The 16,503-nt window shown below is 48.5% G+C and carries 16 protein-coding genes and 1 riboswitch; of the genes, 3 read left to right on the top strand and 13 right to left on the bottom strand.

Going from position 1 to position 16,503, the window contains the following annotated elements; translation table 11 throughout:
* Positions 1-130: 130 nt before the first annotated feature.
* The 8 genes from EKN16_RS25690 to EKN16_RS25655 all read right to left on the bottom strand — a co-directional run bounded on the left by EKN16_RS25690 (position 131) and on the right by EKN16_RS25655 (position 8,078).
* Positions 131-1,546, bottom strand: coding sequence for a DHA2 family efflux MFS transporter permease subunit (locus tag EKN16_RS25690; protein WP_197719109.1), 1,416 nt, complete (start codon positions 1,544-1,546; stop codon positions 131-133).
* 246 nt (positions 1,547-1,792) lie between these two features.
* Positions 1,793-2,770, bottom strand: coding sequence for a helix-turn-helix transcriptional regulator (locus tag EKN16_RS25685; RefSeq protein ID WP_164522996.1), 978 nt, complete (start codon positions 2,768-2,770; stop codon positions 1,793-1,795).
* A 207-nt stretch (positions 2,771-2,977) separates the two neighbouring features.
* The gene (locus EKN16_RS25680; RefSeq protein WP_125663615.1) at positions 2,978-4,225 is read right to left on the bottom strand and encodes a serine hydroxymethyltransferase; all 1,248 of its coding nucleotides are present in this window, start codon (positions 4,223-4,225) and stop codon (positions 2,978-2,980) included.
* Between the two features lie 36 nt (positions 4,226-4,261).
* On the bottom strand, positions 4,262-4,858 hold the full coding sequence (locus EKN16_RS25675; protein ID WP_125663613.1) for a TIGR01440 family protein: 597 nt from the start codon (positions 4,856-4,858) through the stop codon (positions 4,262-4,264).
* A gap of 17 nt (positions 4,859-4,875) precedes the next feature.
* Positions 4,876-5,334: a ribose 5-phosphate isomerase B gene (rpiB, locus tag EKN16_RS25670; RefSeq protein ID WP_125663611.1), complete on the bottom strand. Its 459-nt coding sequence runs from the start codon at positions 5,332-5,334 to the stop codon at positions 4,876-4,878.
* 112 nt (positions 5,335-5,446) lie between these two features.
* Positions 5,447-5,529, bottom strand: a riboswitch (ZMP/ZTP riboswitch).
* Positions 5,530-5,686: 157 nt separating this feature from the next.
* A complete protein-coding gene (locus EKN16_RS25665; RefSeq protein WP_125663609.1) occupies positions 5,687-6,262 on the bottom strand; it encodes a low molecular weight protein arginine phosphatase in 576 nt (191 codons plus the stop codon).
* Between the two features lie 39 nt (positions 6,263-6,301).
* Positions 6,302-6,862 (bottom strand): manganese efflux pump MntP, encoded by a 561-nt coding sequence (locus EKN16_RS25660; RefSeq protein WP_125666683.1) that lies wholly within the window; start codon positions 6,860-6,862, stop codon positions 6,302-6,304.
* Between the two features lie 85 nt (positions 6,863-6,947).
* Positions 6,948-8,078, bottom strand: coding sequence for an L-threonylcarbamoyladenylate synthase (locus tag EKN16_RS25655; protein ID WP_125663607.1), 1,131 nt, complete (start codon positions 8,076-8,078; stop codon positions 6,948-6,950).
* Positions 8,079-8,376: 298 nt separating this feature from the next.
* On the opposite strand from EKN16_RS25655, the gene EKN16_RS25650 reads away from it, so the two are divergent.
* Positions 8,377-9,828: an MDR family MFS transporter gene (locus EKN16_RS25650; protein ID WP_125663605.1), complete on the top strand. Its 1,452-nt coding sequence runs from the start codon at positions 8,377-8,379 to the stop codon at positions 9,826-9,828.
* Positions 9,829-9,961: 133 nt separating this feature from the next.
* On the opposite strand, the gene spoIIR is transcribed toward EKN16_RS25650, so the two are convergent.
* Entirely contained in the window at positions 9,962-10,750 is a 789-nt protein-coding gene (gene spoIIR / locus EKN16_RS25645; RefSeq protein WP_125663604.1) for a stage II sporulation protein R, read from the bottom strand.
* Positions 10,751-10,968: 218 nt separating this feature from the next.
* Between spoIIR and EKN16_RS25640 the strand changes: the two genes are divergently transcribed.
* Complete coding sequence (locus EKN16_RS25640) at positions 10,969-11,547, top strand: hypothetical protein (RefSeq protein ID WP_125663602.1); 579 nt, start codon at positions 10,969-10,971, stop codon at positions 11,545-11,547.
* A 122-nt stretch (positions 11,548-11,669) separates the two neighbouring features.
* On the opposite strand, the gene prmC is transcribed toward EKN16_RS25640, so the two are convergent.
* The 3 genes from prmC to ychF all read right to left on the bottom strand — a co-directional run bounded on the left by prmC (position 11,670) and on the right by ychF (position 15,240).
* Positions 11,670-12,674, bottom strand: coding sequence for a peptide chain release factor N(5)-glutamine methyltransferase (gene prmC / locus EKN16_RS25635; protein WP_125666681.1), 1,005 nt, complete (start codon positions 12,672-12,674; stop codon positions 11,670-11,672).
* Positions 12,675-12,820: 146 nt separating this feature from the next.
* Positions 12,821-13,894, bottom strand: coding sequence for a peptide chain release factor 1 (gene prfA / locus EKN16_RS25630; protein WP_125666679.1), 1,074 nt, complete (start codon positions 13,892-13,894; stop codon positions 12,821-12,823).
* 245 nt (positions 13,895-14,139) lie between these two features.
* Complete coding sequence (gene ychF, locus EKN16_RS25625) at positions 14,140-15,240, bottom strand: redox-regulated ATPase YchF (RefSeq protein ID WP_125663600.1); 1,101 nt, start codon at positions 15,238-15,240, stop codon at positions 14,140-14,142.
* Positions 15,241-15,517: 277 nt separating this feature from the next.
* Here ychF and EKN16_RS25620 point away from each other — a divergent pair, with 277 nt between their 5' ends.
* Complete coding sequence (locus tag EKN16_RS25620; RefSeq protein WP_179955566.1) at positions 15,518-15,664, top strand: hypothetical protein; 147 nt, start codon at positions 15,518-15,520, stop codon at positions 15,662-15,664.
* A 123-nt stretch (positions 15,665-15,787) separates the two neighbouring features.
* On the opposite strand, the gene EKN16_RS25615 is transcribed toward EKN16_RS25620, so the two are convergent.
* Positions 15,788-16,480, bottom strand: a complete 693-nt coding sequence (locus EKN16_RS25615) for a copper homeostasis protein CutC (protein ID WP_125663596.1) — start codon at positions 16,478-16,480, stop codon at positions 15,788-15,790.
* Positions 16,481-16,503 lie beyond the last annotated feature (23 nt).

Below are 16,503 nucleotides of genomic sequence, written 5' to 3'. Positions count from 1 at the left end.
GTTTCAGCCGTTTTATGTAAACTTTAGGATGAATATAGGCGGACTCTCTCAGTCAAAAAGGCTGTAATCAGAAAAAGAGCCAGAAATGTAGTGGATGTATTTCCCGTTACATCTCGGCTCCGTGCAGAGATTAGGCAGATTGTTTTTCCGCCTTAGCAGCTGCCGTTCGCTTCATTTTACCTACAAATAAGCTTAGGGGCAGCGTGGCAACCGCAATAAAGGTAGCAATCAAATACACATCGTTCACGCTCATCGTGAAAGCCATCATCCCATAGTGAGCTTTGTCCGTATCGCCTGCACCAATCAGATTCTCCGCATGATGAATAGACCGGGAAGCCAGCAATGTCGTGAAGATCGCAATCGCGAAAGAGCCGAAGACGTTCCGCGTCCAGTTGGTAATCGATGATGCATGGCCCGACAGTTCTGCAGGAATTTGTTCCATTCCCGCATTGCTTGAAGGCATCATTACCAAGGCAATTCCAAGATTTCGTACGATCATCCATCCCAGAATGTAAGAGTGGGATACGTCTATGCTTAACCAGCTTTGTGTTAATGTACCAACTGCAAGCAGTATAATTCCGACTGACATGAGCAAGCGAGGGCCAACAATGTCGTATAACTTACCGACAAGAGGCATCGACAAGGCCATTACTAACGAAGCAGGCAGTAGAATTAACCCTGTATCCATCGCCGATACATGCTGGATTCTCTGGAGGAATATCGGGGTCAAGAATGTACCGGAATATAAGCTGATTGTAATGATATTGGTGATAATCGCATTTAAAGTAAATCTACCGTTTTTGAATACTCTTAAATCTAGGAGCGGGGTTGAGGCCGTCAGTTCTCTCCATATGAATAAAAGTAACATGATTACTCCACCGACTAATAAGGAGATAATCTTCCAGGAGCCCCAGCCCCAGTTATGTCCTTGACCAAGCGCCAGCAGCAAAGACGAGCTGCTCAGAACAACCGTTAAGAAACCAAAACCATCAAAGCTCTTGGGAACGCTAAGACGATAATAAGGAATATACGCGGCGACGAACCAGATCGCGATCAGGCCGATCGGTATATTCATGAGGAACAGCCATTGCCAGTCAAAGTTTTGCAAAATCCATCCGCTAATCGTCGGTCCAAAAGCCGGAGCCAGCATTGCGGCCAACCCCCACATGGCTATAGCCATTGGTTGTTTTTCCCTTGGCATAATCTGATAGATAATTGACATCGTAGCCGGAATAATCAGTCCACTGAATGCCCCCTGTAATACCCGAAACACGATCAAAGAGCTCTCATTCCATGCTGCCGCGCACAAAGCGGAAGCAATTATGAAGCCGATCAACGAGAAGAGATACAATCTCTTATAGCTGAACTTCTCCCCCAAATACCCAACAAGCGGCGCCGTTGTGCCCATTGCAAGCATAAAGCCGGTTAACGTCCACTGAACGGAACTCAATGTTGTTTCAAAATGAGTCGTAAGAATCTCAAGCGCGAGATTAATTGTAGCTGATGCTAATACGCATAAAAATGACCCAATAAATATAGCACTCATAACGGGCCAGAATCGTATTTCCTTCATTTGAGGATTACTCATAAACACTCTCCACATCCTTAATTAATACTAGATAGTCCCCCATCCGCTTGTTTCCTGTCCCTACATGAGAAAGATTATCATTTCAATCATGAAAAGTCCGCTGCTGTACGGTTAATATCTGCCTATTTAGGGTGAATGCTCAACTAGACAAAAAAAGAAACAACCGCTTGGCTGCTTCTTCTCGTTCGCTTTATCTTCTTCACTTCATTTACCCCATTGTCCCGGATTAAAACCGTATTTCTCCCGGAAAACGGAGGCGAAATGACTTGGGTTAGAGTAGCCGGTTGCAATGGCTGCTTCATACACGCTGATCCCTTCTGTCTCCAGCAGGAACAGTGCTTGTTCCATTCGCTTGTCACGCAAATAACCGAATACCGTCGTGCCGTAAAGCTCCCTAAAGCCCGTTTTCAGTTTGAAATCACTAATTCCTGCCATCCGGGATAATTCAAGCAAGGAAGGCGGCTGATCCATCCGAGCCACAAGCATATCCGCCGCTGCACAGATCTTATCTAGATCCGTTCGGCGCAGTCCCTTCCCGTTTCTTGGGATTGAATCGTCAGTGTCGAACAAACATTTCTGCAAATAGATCGCTAGTAATTCCAGTGCTTTCCCCTCTATATACATCTTCCTTAAAGGCGGCTCAAACGGACAATTCAACAATTGTCGGACAAGCAACTGCTCAGAGGGCTGGATCGCTTGCTGAAAAATACGGACCGGTTCGGCTGCCACAATCTGCTTGATGTCCAATCTGGTATCTCCACCTAGTGTCTCGACCAGATCAATGAAGACGGATTCTGCCAGCCGGATTTCGCAAGCTAGTATCGGTTCATTGGCCGTACAGTACATCTCTGCATCCAGATGCTGCATGAAAGCAAGCTGGCAGTGGTTATCTCGAATATGAAGAGGCTTACCCGACAGATTGACATCGTTATTCCCTTTTAACCAGAAGCTAAGTTCGATCATGGGGACATCAGATTGAAAGTGAAGCGTCTGTTTCTGGTGCAAACGACAGTCTGCAATGACCAGTTCCATTCCCGGACGTAGCTTTGTACGCTTGATAGCCCCACTTCCGATCAGTTCGGGAATCTCAATCTGATCGATAGCCAGATCATCAGGAACATTCAATATGTTTAAATAACGGGGATAGTTATTATGAAAATCATCATGGATCGAATCATTCATCTTTTCTGTTCTCCACCGTCTTTCTTCTGAAGTATTTATATCATTTTCACAAGTAATCATACTTTAATTGAGAATTATTATCAATGAATCTGACGAATAACGAATTTTACGCCAAAGAGATTCCTTATCAAACCAAAAAAAAGAATGCTCTACATCATCAGGTTTCGGATGATGCAGAGCATTCTTAAATGGCTAATATGCTAGCTATTAGTAAGTCATTCCAGGGTAGAGCGGGTATTGCGATGTTAGGTCACTAACCATGCCGCGCGCTTTCTCTAGAACCGCTTCGTCTTTAGGGTTTTTGAGAGTCAATGCGATAACTTCAGCAATAACTGCCATTGCTTCGACACCCATACCGCGCGAGGTTGCCGCTGGTGTACCGATCCGAATTCCGCTAGTGATGAACGGGCTTGTTGGATCGAATGGAATCGCATTTTTATTAACGGTAATTTGAACGGAATCGAGTACGTGCTCAGCCTCTTTACCTGTAATGTTCAGGTTGCGAAGATCGATCAGCATCAAATGGTTGTCTGTACCGCCGGAAACAATGTTGATACCTTTCGCAAGAAGACCTTCGGACAAGGCTTTTGCATTATCAATTACATTCTTGCCGTAAGTTTTGAAGGAAGGCTGAAGCGCTTCGCCAAAAGCAACCGCTTTTGCTGCAATTATGTGCATAAGAGGTCCACCTTGGGAGCCTGGGAATACGGCTTTATCGATCGCTTGCGCCCATGGTTTGCGACAAAGAATCATACCGCCGCGTGGTCCGCGAAGCGTTTTGTGCGTCGTTGTGGTTACGAAATGTGCATGTGGTACTGGGCTCGGATGCAGACCAGCAGCTACTAGACCCGCGATATGTGCCATATCTACGAAGAACAATGCGCCTACATCGTTTGCGATTTTGCCAAGTGCTTCAAAATCAATAATACGCGGGTAAGCGGAAGCGCCTGCCACAATCATCTTAGGACGGTGCTTGAACGCCAATTTGCGCACTTCTTCATAATCAATCGTGAATGTGTTCTCGTTAACACCGTAAGAAACGAAGTTATAAAGGATACCGGAAGCGTTAACTGGGCTGCCGTGCGTCAAGTGACCACCGTGAGCAAGGTTCATACCAAGCACGGTATCACCTGGGTTTAAGGCAGCAAGATATACCGCCATGTTCGCTTGTGCACCTGAGTGCGGCTGTACGTTGGCATGCTCAGCACCGAACAATTCTTTTGCACGATCACGAGCGATATCTTCAGCGATATCCACGTGCTCACAGCCACCGTAGTAGCGTTTGCCTGGGTAGCCTTCTGCGTATTTGTTCGTGAGTACAGTTCCCATAGCTTCAAGTACAGCTTCTGAAACAATGTTCTCTGATGCAATCAATTCAATGTTGTCGCGTTGACGCTGCAGTTCAAGACCAAGTGCTTTTAAGATTTCGGGATCTTGCTTACGTAGATGTTCCATAGTTAATTTATCCTCCTAAAATTTAGTATTCTCGGATTACTCACAGGTTCCACCCGGCAGCTCCGGGTTTTCTGCTTCTAGGCTATAAACAGCTCGGGCGCCGCCAATGAGCTTAGGCCGTGTATAGGCCATCGTCAAATGTGCAGCACCGATAGAACGAATGGATGGACGCAGCGGCACCGCCACGCGGCGTAGATGCATACCGATGAAGGTGTCCCCAATGTCGATGCCTGCATGCGCCTGTACGGTTTCCGTTAAGCACGCATGAGGCAGGTGTTTGAACGCATAGGCTGCCATGGACCCGCCTGCCTTAGGCACCGGAACGGCATTTACCAGCTCCAGACCGTACCTGTCAGCCGCTTCCTGCTCCATAACGAGTGCTCTGTTCAAATGCTCACAGCATTGAAAAACCGGATAAAATCCAATATCTCGCCTTACGGCTTCTACACCTGCAAATATGGCTTCTGCTATTTCTAAGGTACCGGACGTTCCAATGCGCTGTCCGAGTACCTCACTTGTCGAAACGCCAATGATAAGCAGCTGCTTAGGGCGAATGCCGCCCGCATCCGCAAGCTCGCGAATGACCGTCTCTACGTCGGCAGCTGCCATTGTTAGCTCACGTACATCGCTCATCTTCTCACGCTCCATGATTAAGGATGTGATGCAAATTTAGCTTCGAGCTGCATAACTTTACCAACGCGTCCAACATGCCGTTCACCATTGGAGAATGGCGTCTCCAGCCAAATCCGAATAATTTCCTGTGCAATACCAGGGCCGATAACACGCTCGCCCATAGCCAAAACATTCGTATCATTATGCTCACGTGTCGCTTTAGCCGAGAACATATCGTGCACGAGTGCACAGCGGATACCAGGTACTTTGTTCGCCGCAATGGACATTCCGATACCCGTCCCACAGATAAGGATACCGCGGTCAGCCTGACCTTCTGACACCTTATCGCAGACCGGAAGCGCATAATCCGGGTAATCAACCGATTGGTCACAATTACAGCCAAAATCTTCGATTTCATGGCCTAACGATTGAATAAAAGGTACCAGTTCCTCTTTCAAGCGGTAACCGGCATGATCCGCGCCAATGGCGATTCTCATACGAATAATCCTCCCTGTGTGACCGCCAAAAGGCGGAAATTGTCGATTTGCTTAGTATACCTGATTTCGCCCAAAAAGACGAAAAAAGAGCATGACGCGCTTTACGCACGCTGCTCTTTGCCCAGGCGACCGGCCGTATGATCCGATGCTCCACCGTGGTTTGATCCACTTTCGTCGCCAGTTACATCGGAAACCATCTTGTTGGTTTTATTATAAGGGAAAATGGGGGTTAAATCAACAGAGCATTCATCCAAGGATGATTGGTTTGCGTACGATGATTGGTTTGCGCGACCACTGGGAGTGCAGCATTCATCGACGAAGATTGTGAGCGCAGCATTCATCCGGGAAATGCTCATCGTTTCAGTCTCTCAATCAGCTTGACCAGCGCTTGCTCAATTTCCGCAGCACTTTGCTCATATACATGCATCGGACCTCCGAATGGATCGGCGATATCGAAGCTTGGTATTCGCTGCTCTAATTGAAGCAATCGGGCTCGTTCGTCTTCAGACAGCTGCTGGCCAAGAATCTGTTTCATTTGCCACTCGGAGTAAAGAGCCTCGAGTTCCTTGATATCCGCTACAACCTGCGCATCGCTGTTCACAAATTCTTGCAGTGTATACGTTTTGTCTACAGCGTGGGGAAATCTTTGCAGCAGCTGACGTTTGTGACTTGTCGTCATTGTCAGCACCAGGTCGGCCCATACGAGGGAACCGCCATCCAGCGCCGTTGAATTACCCGCATGAGGGACCTTGCGTCCTTTAAGTACATCCTGAGCATGACTAGAAATAGGCAGCCCATCAACGGTAGAAACACCCGCTGAACGCACATCGAGGTGTATTCCCTGTCTACCAGCCATCTCGCGAAGCATCGCTTCAGCCATAGGGGATCGACAGGTGTTACCCGTGCATACGAACAAAATGCGTTTCAAAGATTATCACTCCTTTATGCGTGTTATTATTGGTTCCCTTTATATAAGGAAAAGCATGCCGAAGGTAAATAAGATCACACCGCCACATGCCTCCCCATATTCGCCAAGGCTTGAGCTGACTCGCCTACCAAGCAGAAGTCCAAGTATGGACATAACACCGCCAAACACCCCAAATAAGAGCACCGATAATAAGATGTCTGCGGCAAACATGCCCAGAGAAATACCGACAGAAAAAGAATCGATACTAACACTGAGTGCGAACAGCAGCATGCCCCAGGCCGTACGGTGATCAAATGATCCTGCAGAGTCGCCACGTAAGGAACTATAAATCATATGTCCACCAAGCAGCAGTAAAAGTACACCCGCAGCACTTGTGGCAACATTACCTAGAAGCGAGCTGACATATTGGCCGGTGAACATACCCATCAGGGGCATAATTATGTGAAAAAGCGAAATAATCGCGCTTAGTTTTATGATGTCGCGAAGCCTAATGCCCTTCAGCCCAATGCCGATACCCAGAGAAAAGGCATCCATCCCCAGAGCAAATGCCAGTATGAGGAGTGTAATCCATTGTCCGGTATGCATACCCGACGCTACCATAGTCATCCATAGTTACCCCCTTGTCCGCATTCTTCTCCAAGCATATGCGGACAAGACTGGAAACATGACCGAGGGCTATTAGGCTTTAGGCTTTAATGATTCGATGACCGGCAGCTTTAACGAGCCGGTTCATGAGTGCGTGTCCGATCCCTTCCTCAGGACACGCTTCCGCCCAGATACGCTGCACCCCGAGATCATCGAAGGCACGAAGCGCAGCATATAATCCATGCGCAGCTGTCTCAAGCTGCGCGAGACTTCCGACGACTAGGACATGGTCCGCGTCATAGGTCGCTGCCTGCTCAGCAAAGGCGAGCACGCCTGTCAGCTCGCCGCGCGCTCGGGCCGCGTGGACCTCCGCTTGGATATAGGCGGAGACTGCGGGGGCTTGGCCCTTAACGAGCTGCATGAGCCCCTGTGGGGCGTAATGCGCATATTTCATGCCTGGCGAGCGCGGTGCTGATGCTGCCGCCTTGGAATCCTTCTCAGATTCCTTCTCAGACTCCGCAATCAGCAAGGCTCCGTCAGCTTCGCTAAAATCGTCATTGCCCGGTGCAGCGACACTATCGTATTCAAGATAGGCCGCAACCTCTCGCAGCGCTTCTGCCGTGATGCCGCCAGGTCGCAGTATACGCACGATTTCCCCATCAATCTCCACGACAGTAGATTCGAGGCCCACGCCTGCATCTCCCCCATCGACAATCCCATCAATACGATTGTCAAGATCTGCAAGGACGTGACTTGCTTGAGTCGGACTTGGCCGACCCGATCGGTTTGCACTAGGCGCTGCGACAGGGCAGCCTGCTGCAGCAATAAGAGCAAGTGCAACAGGATGCGCAGGCATTCGCACCGCTACGGTATCAAGACCTGCCGTAACACGGGGCGAGACTGCACCTGGACTAACCGGAAGCACAATCGTCAAAGGTCCTGGCCAAAAACGATCCATTAACCGCTTGGCCAACGGCCCATAAGGAAGCGCTAGTTCATCCAACTGCGAAAGATCTGCGATATGCACAATAAGCGGATTATCCGCGGGTCTTCCTTTTGCCATAAAGATACGTTCGACCGCTGTCGTGCTGCGTGCATCCGCTCCTAATCCGTAGACCGTTTCAGTCGGGAAAGCAACCGTCCCGCCTTCTCGCAGCAGCTGCGCCGCTTGCTCTAGCTTATTTATATCCAACATGCTTGCATTAACTTGCCATACGATTGTTTTACTCATGTAAAGCTTCAATTCCTATCCATGGCGTTTCGCCTTAATTGCCCTTATTATACCACAGCCGACAAGCTGCAAAACACCGCCGAACATTTCAACAATAGCTCTTTGGAAAATCTCCCCGAAAAGAGCGATATTCGAAGCAACGAGTACATGTATGCGTTTAACTCCCTTCCATCCGCATGGCATACTCACACATTAGCTTTGACTTCATCGGGAAGACTAAGTTATGCTTTCTCTTGGTTATTCATATATAAATTTATATATATATTTTGTCGAGATAGATGATCTGGAGGCCTATGTTATGCAGCAAAATCAAAAGAATGAGGTTCGTTTTGTACCGATAATGATTGCTATTTTCTTCGGCAGCTTTATCTCCACGTTAAGCGTGAGTACCATTAATATTGCGCTGCCAGTACTTTCCGAGGATTTCCATGCCAGTCTGTCGACGATTCAATGGACGCTTACCGGCTTTATGCTGGCGATGGGAACCTTTGCACCGGTAACGGGTTATTTTGGCGAAAGGTTTAGCTTTAAACGGCTGTACATCTTCGCACTTTCAGGCTTCACCGTCGCTTCCATTCTATGCGGATTGTCATGGGACACAACGTCTCTCATTACCTTTCGTATCATGCAGGGAGCTTTCAGCGGACTCATTATGCCCGCAACAATGTCCATCATATTCCAAGTTATTCCGCGTGAGAAGCAGCCGCTTGCCCTCAGCTTCTGGTCCGTTTCCTCCATGCTTGCTCCAGCAATTGGACCAACCTTTAGCGGCTGGCTGCTGGATAATTTCAGCTGGCATTGGCTGTTCTGGATGAATGTACCTATCGGCATAATCGGTGTTCTGCTAATTTTTCCGTTCATCCCTTATTACCGCTTGAACGTACCAAAATCATTCGATCTTATCGGGTTCATTACCGTCATCGTGAGCAGCTCTTCCCTGCTGGTCGCTTTGTCTCAAGGTCATTCTTGGGGCTGGTTATCTGGTAAAGCTCTATCTTTATTCAGCATTGGCATCCTCTTCCTGCTGCTCTTTATATGGAGAGAGCTAACGGCAGAATCGCCGCTTCTGAATTTACGCGTTCTCAAGAACGGTCGGTATACGACCTCCCTTATCGTAATTTGCATTATTACGATCAGTCTTTATTCAGGGACATTCCTCACACCTATCTTCCTGCAAAATATTCAGCGCGTAACACCACTGGATACCGGGCTTATTCTACTGCCAGCTTCACTTGCTATGGCCTTTCTTACGCCATTTGTAGGCAAAATGTACAGCAGAACAGGGCCGCGCGTCCTACTCTTTATCGGCATTACGCTAATGGCTGCCGGCACGCTTCCGCTCAGCTGGTTAAGTGTCGATGTTCCGCATGGCTATATCGTATTCTGGATGATCGTACGTAACTTAGGCATTGCTTTCTCCATGATGCCAGCCAGTACCGCAAGTATGGAGCAAATTCCAAAGCAGTTAAGCGGGCACGCTTCCTCCATTACAAATTGGACACGTAATGTGTTCGGATCATTTGCCATAGCGATCTTCAGCTCGCTTCTCACCTCCGAGACCACAAAGCATGCAGCCAGCTTAGTCAAACACGGAGCCACGAATCAAACGTATATCAAAATGATGTCCTTTACGATGAGTGTCAATGATGTCTACTTTATCGCTATGCTAATTGTCGTCGTCGCGCTGCCGATTTGTTTGTTCATTCCGAAGAGACGCCAATCGGAGGAACCGAAGAGAAGCGCTGCGTAACGCTTTTTCATAAAGAGGTACGATAAGTACGATAAGTACGAAAACATGCCTTCCACTAACAAAAAGGTAAGGGCATATCCTTCAACAAGAGGATATGCCCTTTTATACGTTTAACGGCTATTAAGCCGGTATATTAACTAAATAAGTTTTTGAAGAAATTGATAATGGCTTTAATCAGTTCCCATAAAAAGAATTTAACTTCAGGTGATTCTCGTTCTTCAGTAGAGGAAGCTTTTACGTTCTTGGTTTGTACGTTTGCATTCGTGTTTACTTTTGCGTTTGCGTTAGCTTTGACTTGTGCTTGCTTGCCTGAGCTCGCCTTCGACACTGTTGCCGATTTGGTTGTATTGGAGCTGTTGGAATTTGAGGCTTGGTTGCCGTTGTTGCTGCTGCTTGCAGCGGAAGCTTCACCGCTTACTGCGTCCACGAAGCAAAGGGGTGGGAACAGCACGCACCACCAATTCTGACCTGCTCCTTGACCAAGGGTAATGCGAAGCGCCTCATAGTTGCCAGCTGGATACACTTTATTGCCATATATTTTAGTCGGAAATGGGACTACACTTAGCTCTGCCTTGAATCCATAAGTGAACCCCCGGGAGCTTAGCTTCGTTCCGATCACATGTTCAATGTCACTCATATGGGCACGAATTGTTTGACGAGCTTGATCGATCGTTTGCGGGCCTGTTACCCATGTATTGATCTCAGCCACAACTGCATCACGCACATAACGCTTAACCGCTTGATCGGAGGCACTGTCGGAATTAGCAAGAATACGTAGGCGAATAGAATCTTTCGGAATATCACTACTAGCAATAGCCGCATCGGCGCGTTGGCCTTCCCAGCACATAACGAGCATAACAATTGCGAAGAACAAGTAAGTATAAGAAGTACGATATGGAAAACGGGAATAAGTGCGAATCATAAGGGCAAGCTCCTTTTATGGCACCCGTCGGTGCAGCGGCTTGCGTTCCGGAACGACTATACCCCCATTATGTCCGCGAAGTTGTTTCTATAAACCTAGTATTCTATAAAAAATGTCTCTTTAACTTTAAATCCATTCTGATAGGGAGTTTAAGCAACAAATCCCGCTGTTATGCGTTATAGATAAATAAGGAAATCTCTTCAACTGGAGGCGTATAAGTGAAAAGAAGACTTGTTTTGATACTCGCTGCAATTGTTTGTCTCATGCTTGCTGCAGGCTGTACGGGTTCAGAAGAATCAAGTACAACCTCCTATATTCGCATTCTTGATAAGGGTACAAGCGATGATCAGCTCTGGGTGAAGGCAACCAACCCCTATGCCTTGAAGAAAAAAGAGTTTACTATCACCGTCGATAACGAAAATCTATGGAATTTAATCGAGACGAATAAGGAGTATTTGGCTACTTACGCTTACAAATCCTTAGATGAAAAGGCGACCTTAGATAGCATCAAACATCCTGCTCAAGCAGTGGGCACTTCTCCCCTTGCATCTAAAATGCGGAAAATTGCGTGGCATAGTCTATCAATTGCTGAGCAAAAAACGATTGTTGGGGATTGGGAGATGGCTCTCGTGACCAAGTCGAGCTGGACGTCCATCCCCCTAAAAAAATTTGAACTTCCCCATTCGAGTGTAGTTCGGGTTGTGTTCAAAACCACGAAAGATGAACTGCTCGGGCCGATTGGCATATACATTGATGATGCTACTGATGAAATTGTGGGGTACGATGCCAGAATGTAAAGACACAAACAAGCGGATCTATTGTGCTTATTGCACGACAGATCCGCTTTCTCAATTTGTGGAGCTATTGTGCTCGTACACAACAGATCCGCTTTCTCAATTTGTGGAGCTATTAGAATAGGTTAAGATTGGATGGCGATAACATGGCGATCAATTCCGGCATAGTCCGGTATGATACTCACTTCGCTCCATGCGCCATACTGGCGCAGCATTTCAGCCACTGCGTCCGCTTGACCGAGGCCAAGCTCGAAGGCCACGATACGAGGCAGAGCAGCGAGCTGTGGAAGCTGCTCCATCATTCTGCGATAAGGTGTGAGCCCGTCATCGCCGCCATCGAGCGCAAGCCGAGGTTCATGGTCACGAACCTCGGGCTGTAGGGCTGGGATGTCACCCGCCGGGATATAGGGCGGGTTAGAGACAAGCACGTCGATGCGCAGGCCGGCAATTTGCCCGGCCGCAGCATCTTGTTCGGGCCGCGGCATCGCGAACGGCCCGAGCAGGTCGCCCTGCACGAACGTCATGCGCGCCGCCGCGCCATGGCGGGCTGCGTTCGAGCGGGCGACTGCCAGCGCGTCCGGCGATAGATCGGACGCGCATACGCGCCAGAGCGGACGCAGCGCAGCAAGCGTCACGCCAATGGCGCCGCTGCCCGTGCCGACATCCACAACCGTCGGCACATCACCGCCCACCCCAGCGCCCACGCTGCCGTCCGCGCCGCTCCCAGCGGTTGCTTGCGCTTGCGGCCACAGCCGGTCGACGGCCGCAAACACGGCCTCGACAAGCAGCTCCGTCTCCGGCCGTGGAACAAGCACGGCCGGCGTCACCGTATACGGCAAGCCATAGAACCACTGCTCGCCGATAATATACTGCACCGGCTCGCCCGCTGCCTTGCGCGCAATGAGCTGCTTCCACGACTCCAGCTCCGCCTGCGGGAACGGATCGCGCAGATCACGCAGCAGCTCCGCTCGCTCAAGCCCGAGCAAATGCATGAGCAGCAGCTCCGCATTCGATCGAGGCTCGCCTACTCCTTCTGCCTCCAAAAACAAAGAAGCCTGCAAGCAGGCTTCCCCAATAGTTAATGGCAACCGAGCTTCCAGCTCGTCGCCGAACCGCCCGGTGCTATTCATGCTGCGCCCTGTCATTGCCAAGCGCCCCTCTCTCTAACTCGTTTATGCAAAGTCATGCTCCACATTCGAAGGTTACTGTGCTTATTAGTTATCTATACTCTTAGCTGCTAAGATGCGGCTTAACTGCATCACCATGCAACCCGTTGTTAGGCTAAATTCTCCTGCTCCATCAATTCCGCTTGTGCAGTCAATGTCAGAGCGTTAATGATCTCTTCCATATCACCGTTCATGACGGAATCCAGCTTATGCAAGGTCAAGCCAATCCGGTGATCCGTAACGCGGCTTTGCGGATAGTTATAAGTCCGAATCCGCTCACTGCGATCGCCCGTTCCGACTTTACTTTTACGTTCGCCGGCGTATTTGGCTTCTTCCTCTTGGCGGATAACATCCGAAATACGTGCGCGGAGTACCTGCAGGGCTTTCGCTTTGTTTTCATTCTGAGATTTACCATCCTGACATTGCGCCATGATACCTGTTGGTACATGAAGCACGCGCACGGCTGATTTGGTCGTATTAACGGACTGACCGCCCGCACCGCTTGAACAGTAGGTATCGACGCGGATGTCTTTATCCGAAATCTCGATCTCGACTTCTTCAACTTCAGGCATAACTGCTACTGTAGATGTCGATGTGTGAATACGTCCGCCTGATTCTGTTACTGGAATACGCTGTACACGATGCGCACCGCTCTCGAATTTGAGTTTGCTATAGGCACCTTTACCTGTAACCATAAAGATTACCTCTTTGAAACCACCAAGGTCGCTTTCATTGGCTTCCATGAGTTCAACACGCCAGCCCTGCGAATCCGCAAACTTCATGTACATCCGGTATAAGTCAGATGCGAAAAGTGCAGCCTCATCACCGCCTGCTGCTCCACGGATCTCCACGATAACGTTCTTATCGTCATTCGGATCCTTCGGAAGCAAGAGGAAGTGGATATGCTCTTCAAGCTCTGCACATCGGGACGATAGCTCATCAATTTCCATTTTAACCATTTCACGCATTTCGTCATCGAGCTTCTCGCCCTGCATGACCTTCGCATCTTCCAATTGCTCAAATACTTGCTTGTATTCCGTATATGCTGCGTAAACGCCCTGCAAATCAGATTGCTCTTTCGAGTACTCGCGCAGACGTTTCGGATCGCTTCCCACATCCGGATCGCACAACAGCTCGCTCAGTTTATCATATCGATCGGCAAGCGCCTGTAAACGGTCCAACAACATTGCATTTCACCCCTATTATTCATTATGATTCATCCAAGTATAGTCTTACTATTATAGCATAACGCAGAGCATTCTATAAACGTGACAAAAGCTGGAGATTAAAAATACCTGCCTATAATTCTTGTTTCGGTTCCTGCTCTACAATTATCCACACACAGCAAAAGGACCCGTACCAATCCGGGTCCTTCGCTAGCAGCCTGTGCCTCATGCCTTACGAGGCACCGCCGCTGAGTCTGACACATCTAAACGTTGAAACGGAAATGCATAATATCGCCGTCTTTTACGATGTACTCTTTACCTTCCAAACGAAGCTGGCCCTTCTCCTTAGCTGCATTCATCGTGCCTGCAGCAACGAGATCATCGTAGGAAACAACTTCCGCACGGATGAAGCCACGTTCGAAGTCGGTATGAATAACACCCGCCGCTTGCGGTGCTTTCATCCCTTTACGAATCGTCCAAGCGCGAACTTCCTGCACGCCCGCTGTAAAATACGTATATAAGCCAAGCAGCTTATAAGCCGCGTGAATCAGTCGGTTAAGACCCGATTCCTTAAGGCCAAGCTCCTCTAAGAACATTTCCTTGTCTTCGCCTTCAAGCTCAGCGATTTCCGCTTCCACTCTAGCACTAATCGGCACAACCTCAGCGCCTTCCGTTGCAGCGAACTCGCGAACAAGCTTCACGAAAGGATTGCCATCGGAATTGGCCGCTTCACCTTCACTTACATTAGCCGCATACAGAACTGGCTTCATAGTAAGCAAATGCAGATCACGAATGAGCAGTCGCTCATCTTCAGTAAGCTCAAGGCTGCGTGCAGGCTGATCCAGATATAGAGCTTCCTTAACCCGTTCTAGCACTTCCACCTCTTGCGCGTACTTCTTGTCGCCGCCCTTGATATTCTTGCGACTCCGTTCGATCTTGCGATCAACAGAATCAATATCTGCAAGAATTAGCTCTAAGTTGATCGTTTGAATATCCCCTAGCGGGTCAACTTTACCAGAGACATGCGTAATATTATCATCTTGGAAGCAGCGTACCACGTGAACAATCGCATCTACCTCGCGGATATGGGCAAGGAATTTGTTACCAAGTCCTTCGCCTTTGCTCGCTCCTTTAACGATACCTGCAATATCAATAAATTCAAATGCAGTTGGCACCGTTTTGTTCGGCACAACGAGTTCTGTTAATTTATCCAATCGCTCATCCGGTACTTCTACGACACCGACGTTCGGGTCGATTGTACAAAACGGATAGTTAGCGGACTCTGCGCCCGCTTGCGTAATCGCATTAAACAATGTTGATTTGCCTACGTTAGGCAAACCTACGATACCAGCTTTCAAAGCCATTGCAAGACACCCCTGTTCCCAAATAAACATTCCTCAAGATAGTATACCCGAAGCTGCCTCGGATTGAAAGGATGGGGTGTGATTCAAAATGGATCCAAACCCCTTACGCTCTCAAATATGCCCTTTTCCCCGATACTACAAGACGATAGCTGATAGCAGTGCGACAGGAATAAAATAAACAGCACCGCTCAAGACAACACGATTCACTTCTAGCGTTCCTCAAGGCTTGTATGACAACTCCATGAACCCGCACATACTACAAGCGGAGGTGATTCAATTGGAAAACAAGAAGCATAAAGGAAACTACAAAGGAACCACGCACATGAAAGCAGAGAATCAGGATATGGCCTTCGTGAATGATAATTTGGAGGATACAAAGTCAGTCAGCAATTTTCAAACGAAGAAAAACAGAACAGATAAGTAAGATTCAACTATCTAGCCACAAGAAGAAACGGCTAATTAAAAAAGAAACAACGGGATCCTCCCCCATCTGGGGAATTCCGTTGTTTCTTTTACCAAATAACAGGCCAATTAGCATGCTTCCTCTTTACTTACAATCACTAAAGACCGCTCTGACCGCTGTCATGCGATATGGATCAATGGGCTTCAGAACATGTCCATCCTTGCGGACCGCAGAGCCGAAGTGAACCTCGGACACACCAGTGGCTTGTATGAAACCACCCAAGCCTTCAATCTTTAAACCATGCCCTGCCAAAATTTTCAGATGCGTCTTGGAAGCATTTAAGCTCAGCTCACGAATGCCATCCACAGCCTGCGGGGCGGGAGCAAGCCCTCCAGAAGTGAGGATCCGGCTAATTTGACGGAAACCTGATAACGTTTCTAGCGCTTCCTGCAAGTCCCGCGCTTCGTCGAACGCACGGTGGAATGTAACATCGAGATCTCCCGCTTCGTTAAGCAAGGTTTGGAGCAAGTTTGTATCGACACGTCCATCTTTCGTTAGCGCACCGATAACGATTCCTCGCGCTCCCGTCTTGCGTATAGCCCGAATGTCAGCGATCATGGTCTGAAGATCAAATCTATCATACTGAAAAGACAAGCTATGCGGACGTACCATCACGTTAATCGGAATGGATACCGCGCCTACTGCCCGCTCAATCAAACCTACACTTGGCGTTAATCCGCCCTCCAGCATGCCGGTAACAAGCTCGATACGGTCCGCACCGTTTTGATCTGCGGCAACCGCATCAGCTAAGTTCGTCGCTATAACTTCCAGAAGCATGTTGGTCTCTCCCATCTATCTTT

Origin of the sequence: Paenibacillus baekrokdamisoli (genome assembly GCF_003945345.1) — a bacterium.
Lineage (GTDB): Bacteria > Bacillota > Bacilli > Paenibacillales > Paenibacillaceae > Paenibacillus_Z > Paenibacillus_Z baekrokdamisoli.
Note: the sequence above shows the minus strand (reverse complement) of the source record. Positions and strands in the feature narration are given on the sequence as shown.

Excerpts from the sequence above, each read along its gene's own strand:
- EKN16_RS25690 (WP_197719109.1), bottom strand. The coding sequence starts at position 1,546 with ATGAGTGCTATATTTATTGGGTCATTTTTATGCGTATTAGCATCAGCT.
- EKN16_RS25685 (WP_164522996.1), bottom strand. The coding sequence starts at position 2,770 with ATGAATGATTCGATCCATGATGATTTTCATAATAACTATCCCCGTTAT.
- EKN16_RS25680 (WP_125663615.1), bottom strand. The coding sequence starts at position 4,225 with ATGGAACATCTACGTAAGCAAGATCCCGAAATCTTAAAAGCACTTGGT.
- EKN16_RS25675 (WP_125663613.1), bottom strand. The coding sequence starts at position 4,858 with ATGAGCGATGTACGTGAGCTAACAATGGCAGCTGCCGACGTAGAGACG.
- rpiB (WP_125663611.1), bottom strand. The coding sequence starts at position 5,334 with ATGAGAATCGCCATTGGCGCGGATCATGCCGGTTACCGCTTGAAAGAG.
- EKN16_RS25660 (WP_125666683.1), bottom strand. The coding sequence starts at position 6,862 with ATGGTAGCGTCGGGTATGCATACCGGACAATGGATTACACTCCTCATA.
- EKN16_RS25655 (WP_125663607.1), bottom strand. The coding sequence starts at position 8,078 with ATGAGTAAAACAATCGTATGGCAAGTTAATGCAAGCATGTTGGATATA.
- EKN16_RS25650 (WP_125663605.1), top strand. The coding sequence starts at position 8,377 with ATGCAGCAAAATCAAAAGAATGAGGTTCGTTTTGTACCGATAATGATT.
- spoIIR (WP_125663604.1), bottom strand. The coding sequence starts at position 10,750 with ATGATTCGCACTTATTCCCGTTTTCCATATCGTACTTCTTATACTTAC.
- prmC (WP_125666681.1), bottom strand. The coding sequence starts at position 12,674 with ATGAATAGCACCGGGCGGTTCGGCGACGAGCTGGAAGCTCGGTTGCCA.
- ychF (WP_125663600.1), bottom strand. The coding sequence starts at position 15,240 with ATGGCTTTGAAAGCTGGTATCGTAGGTTTGCCTAACGTAGGCAAATCA.
- EKN16_RS25615 (WP_125663596.1), bottom strand. The coding sequence starts at position 16,480 with ATGCTTCTGGAAGTTATAGCGACGAACTTAGCTGATGCGGTTGCCGCA.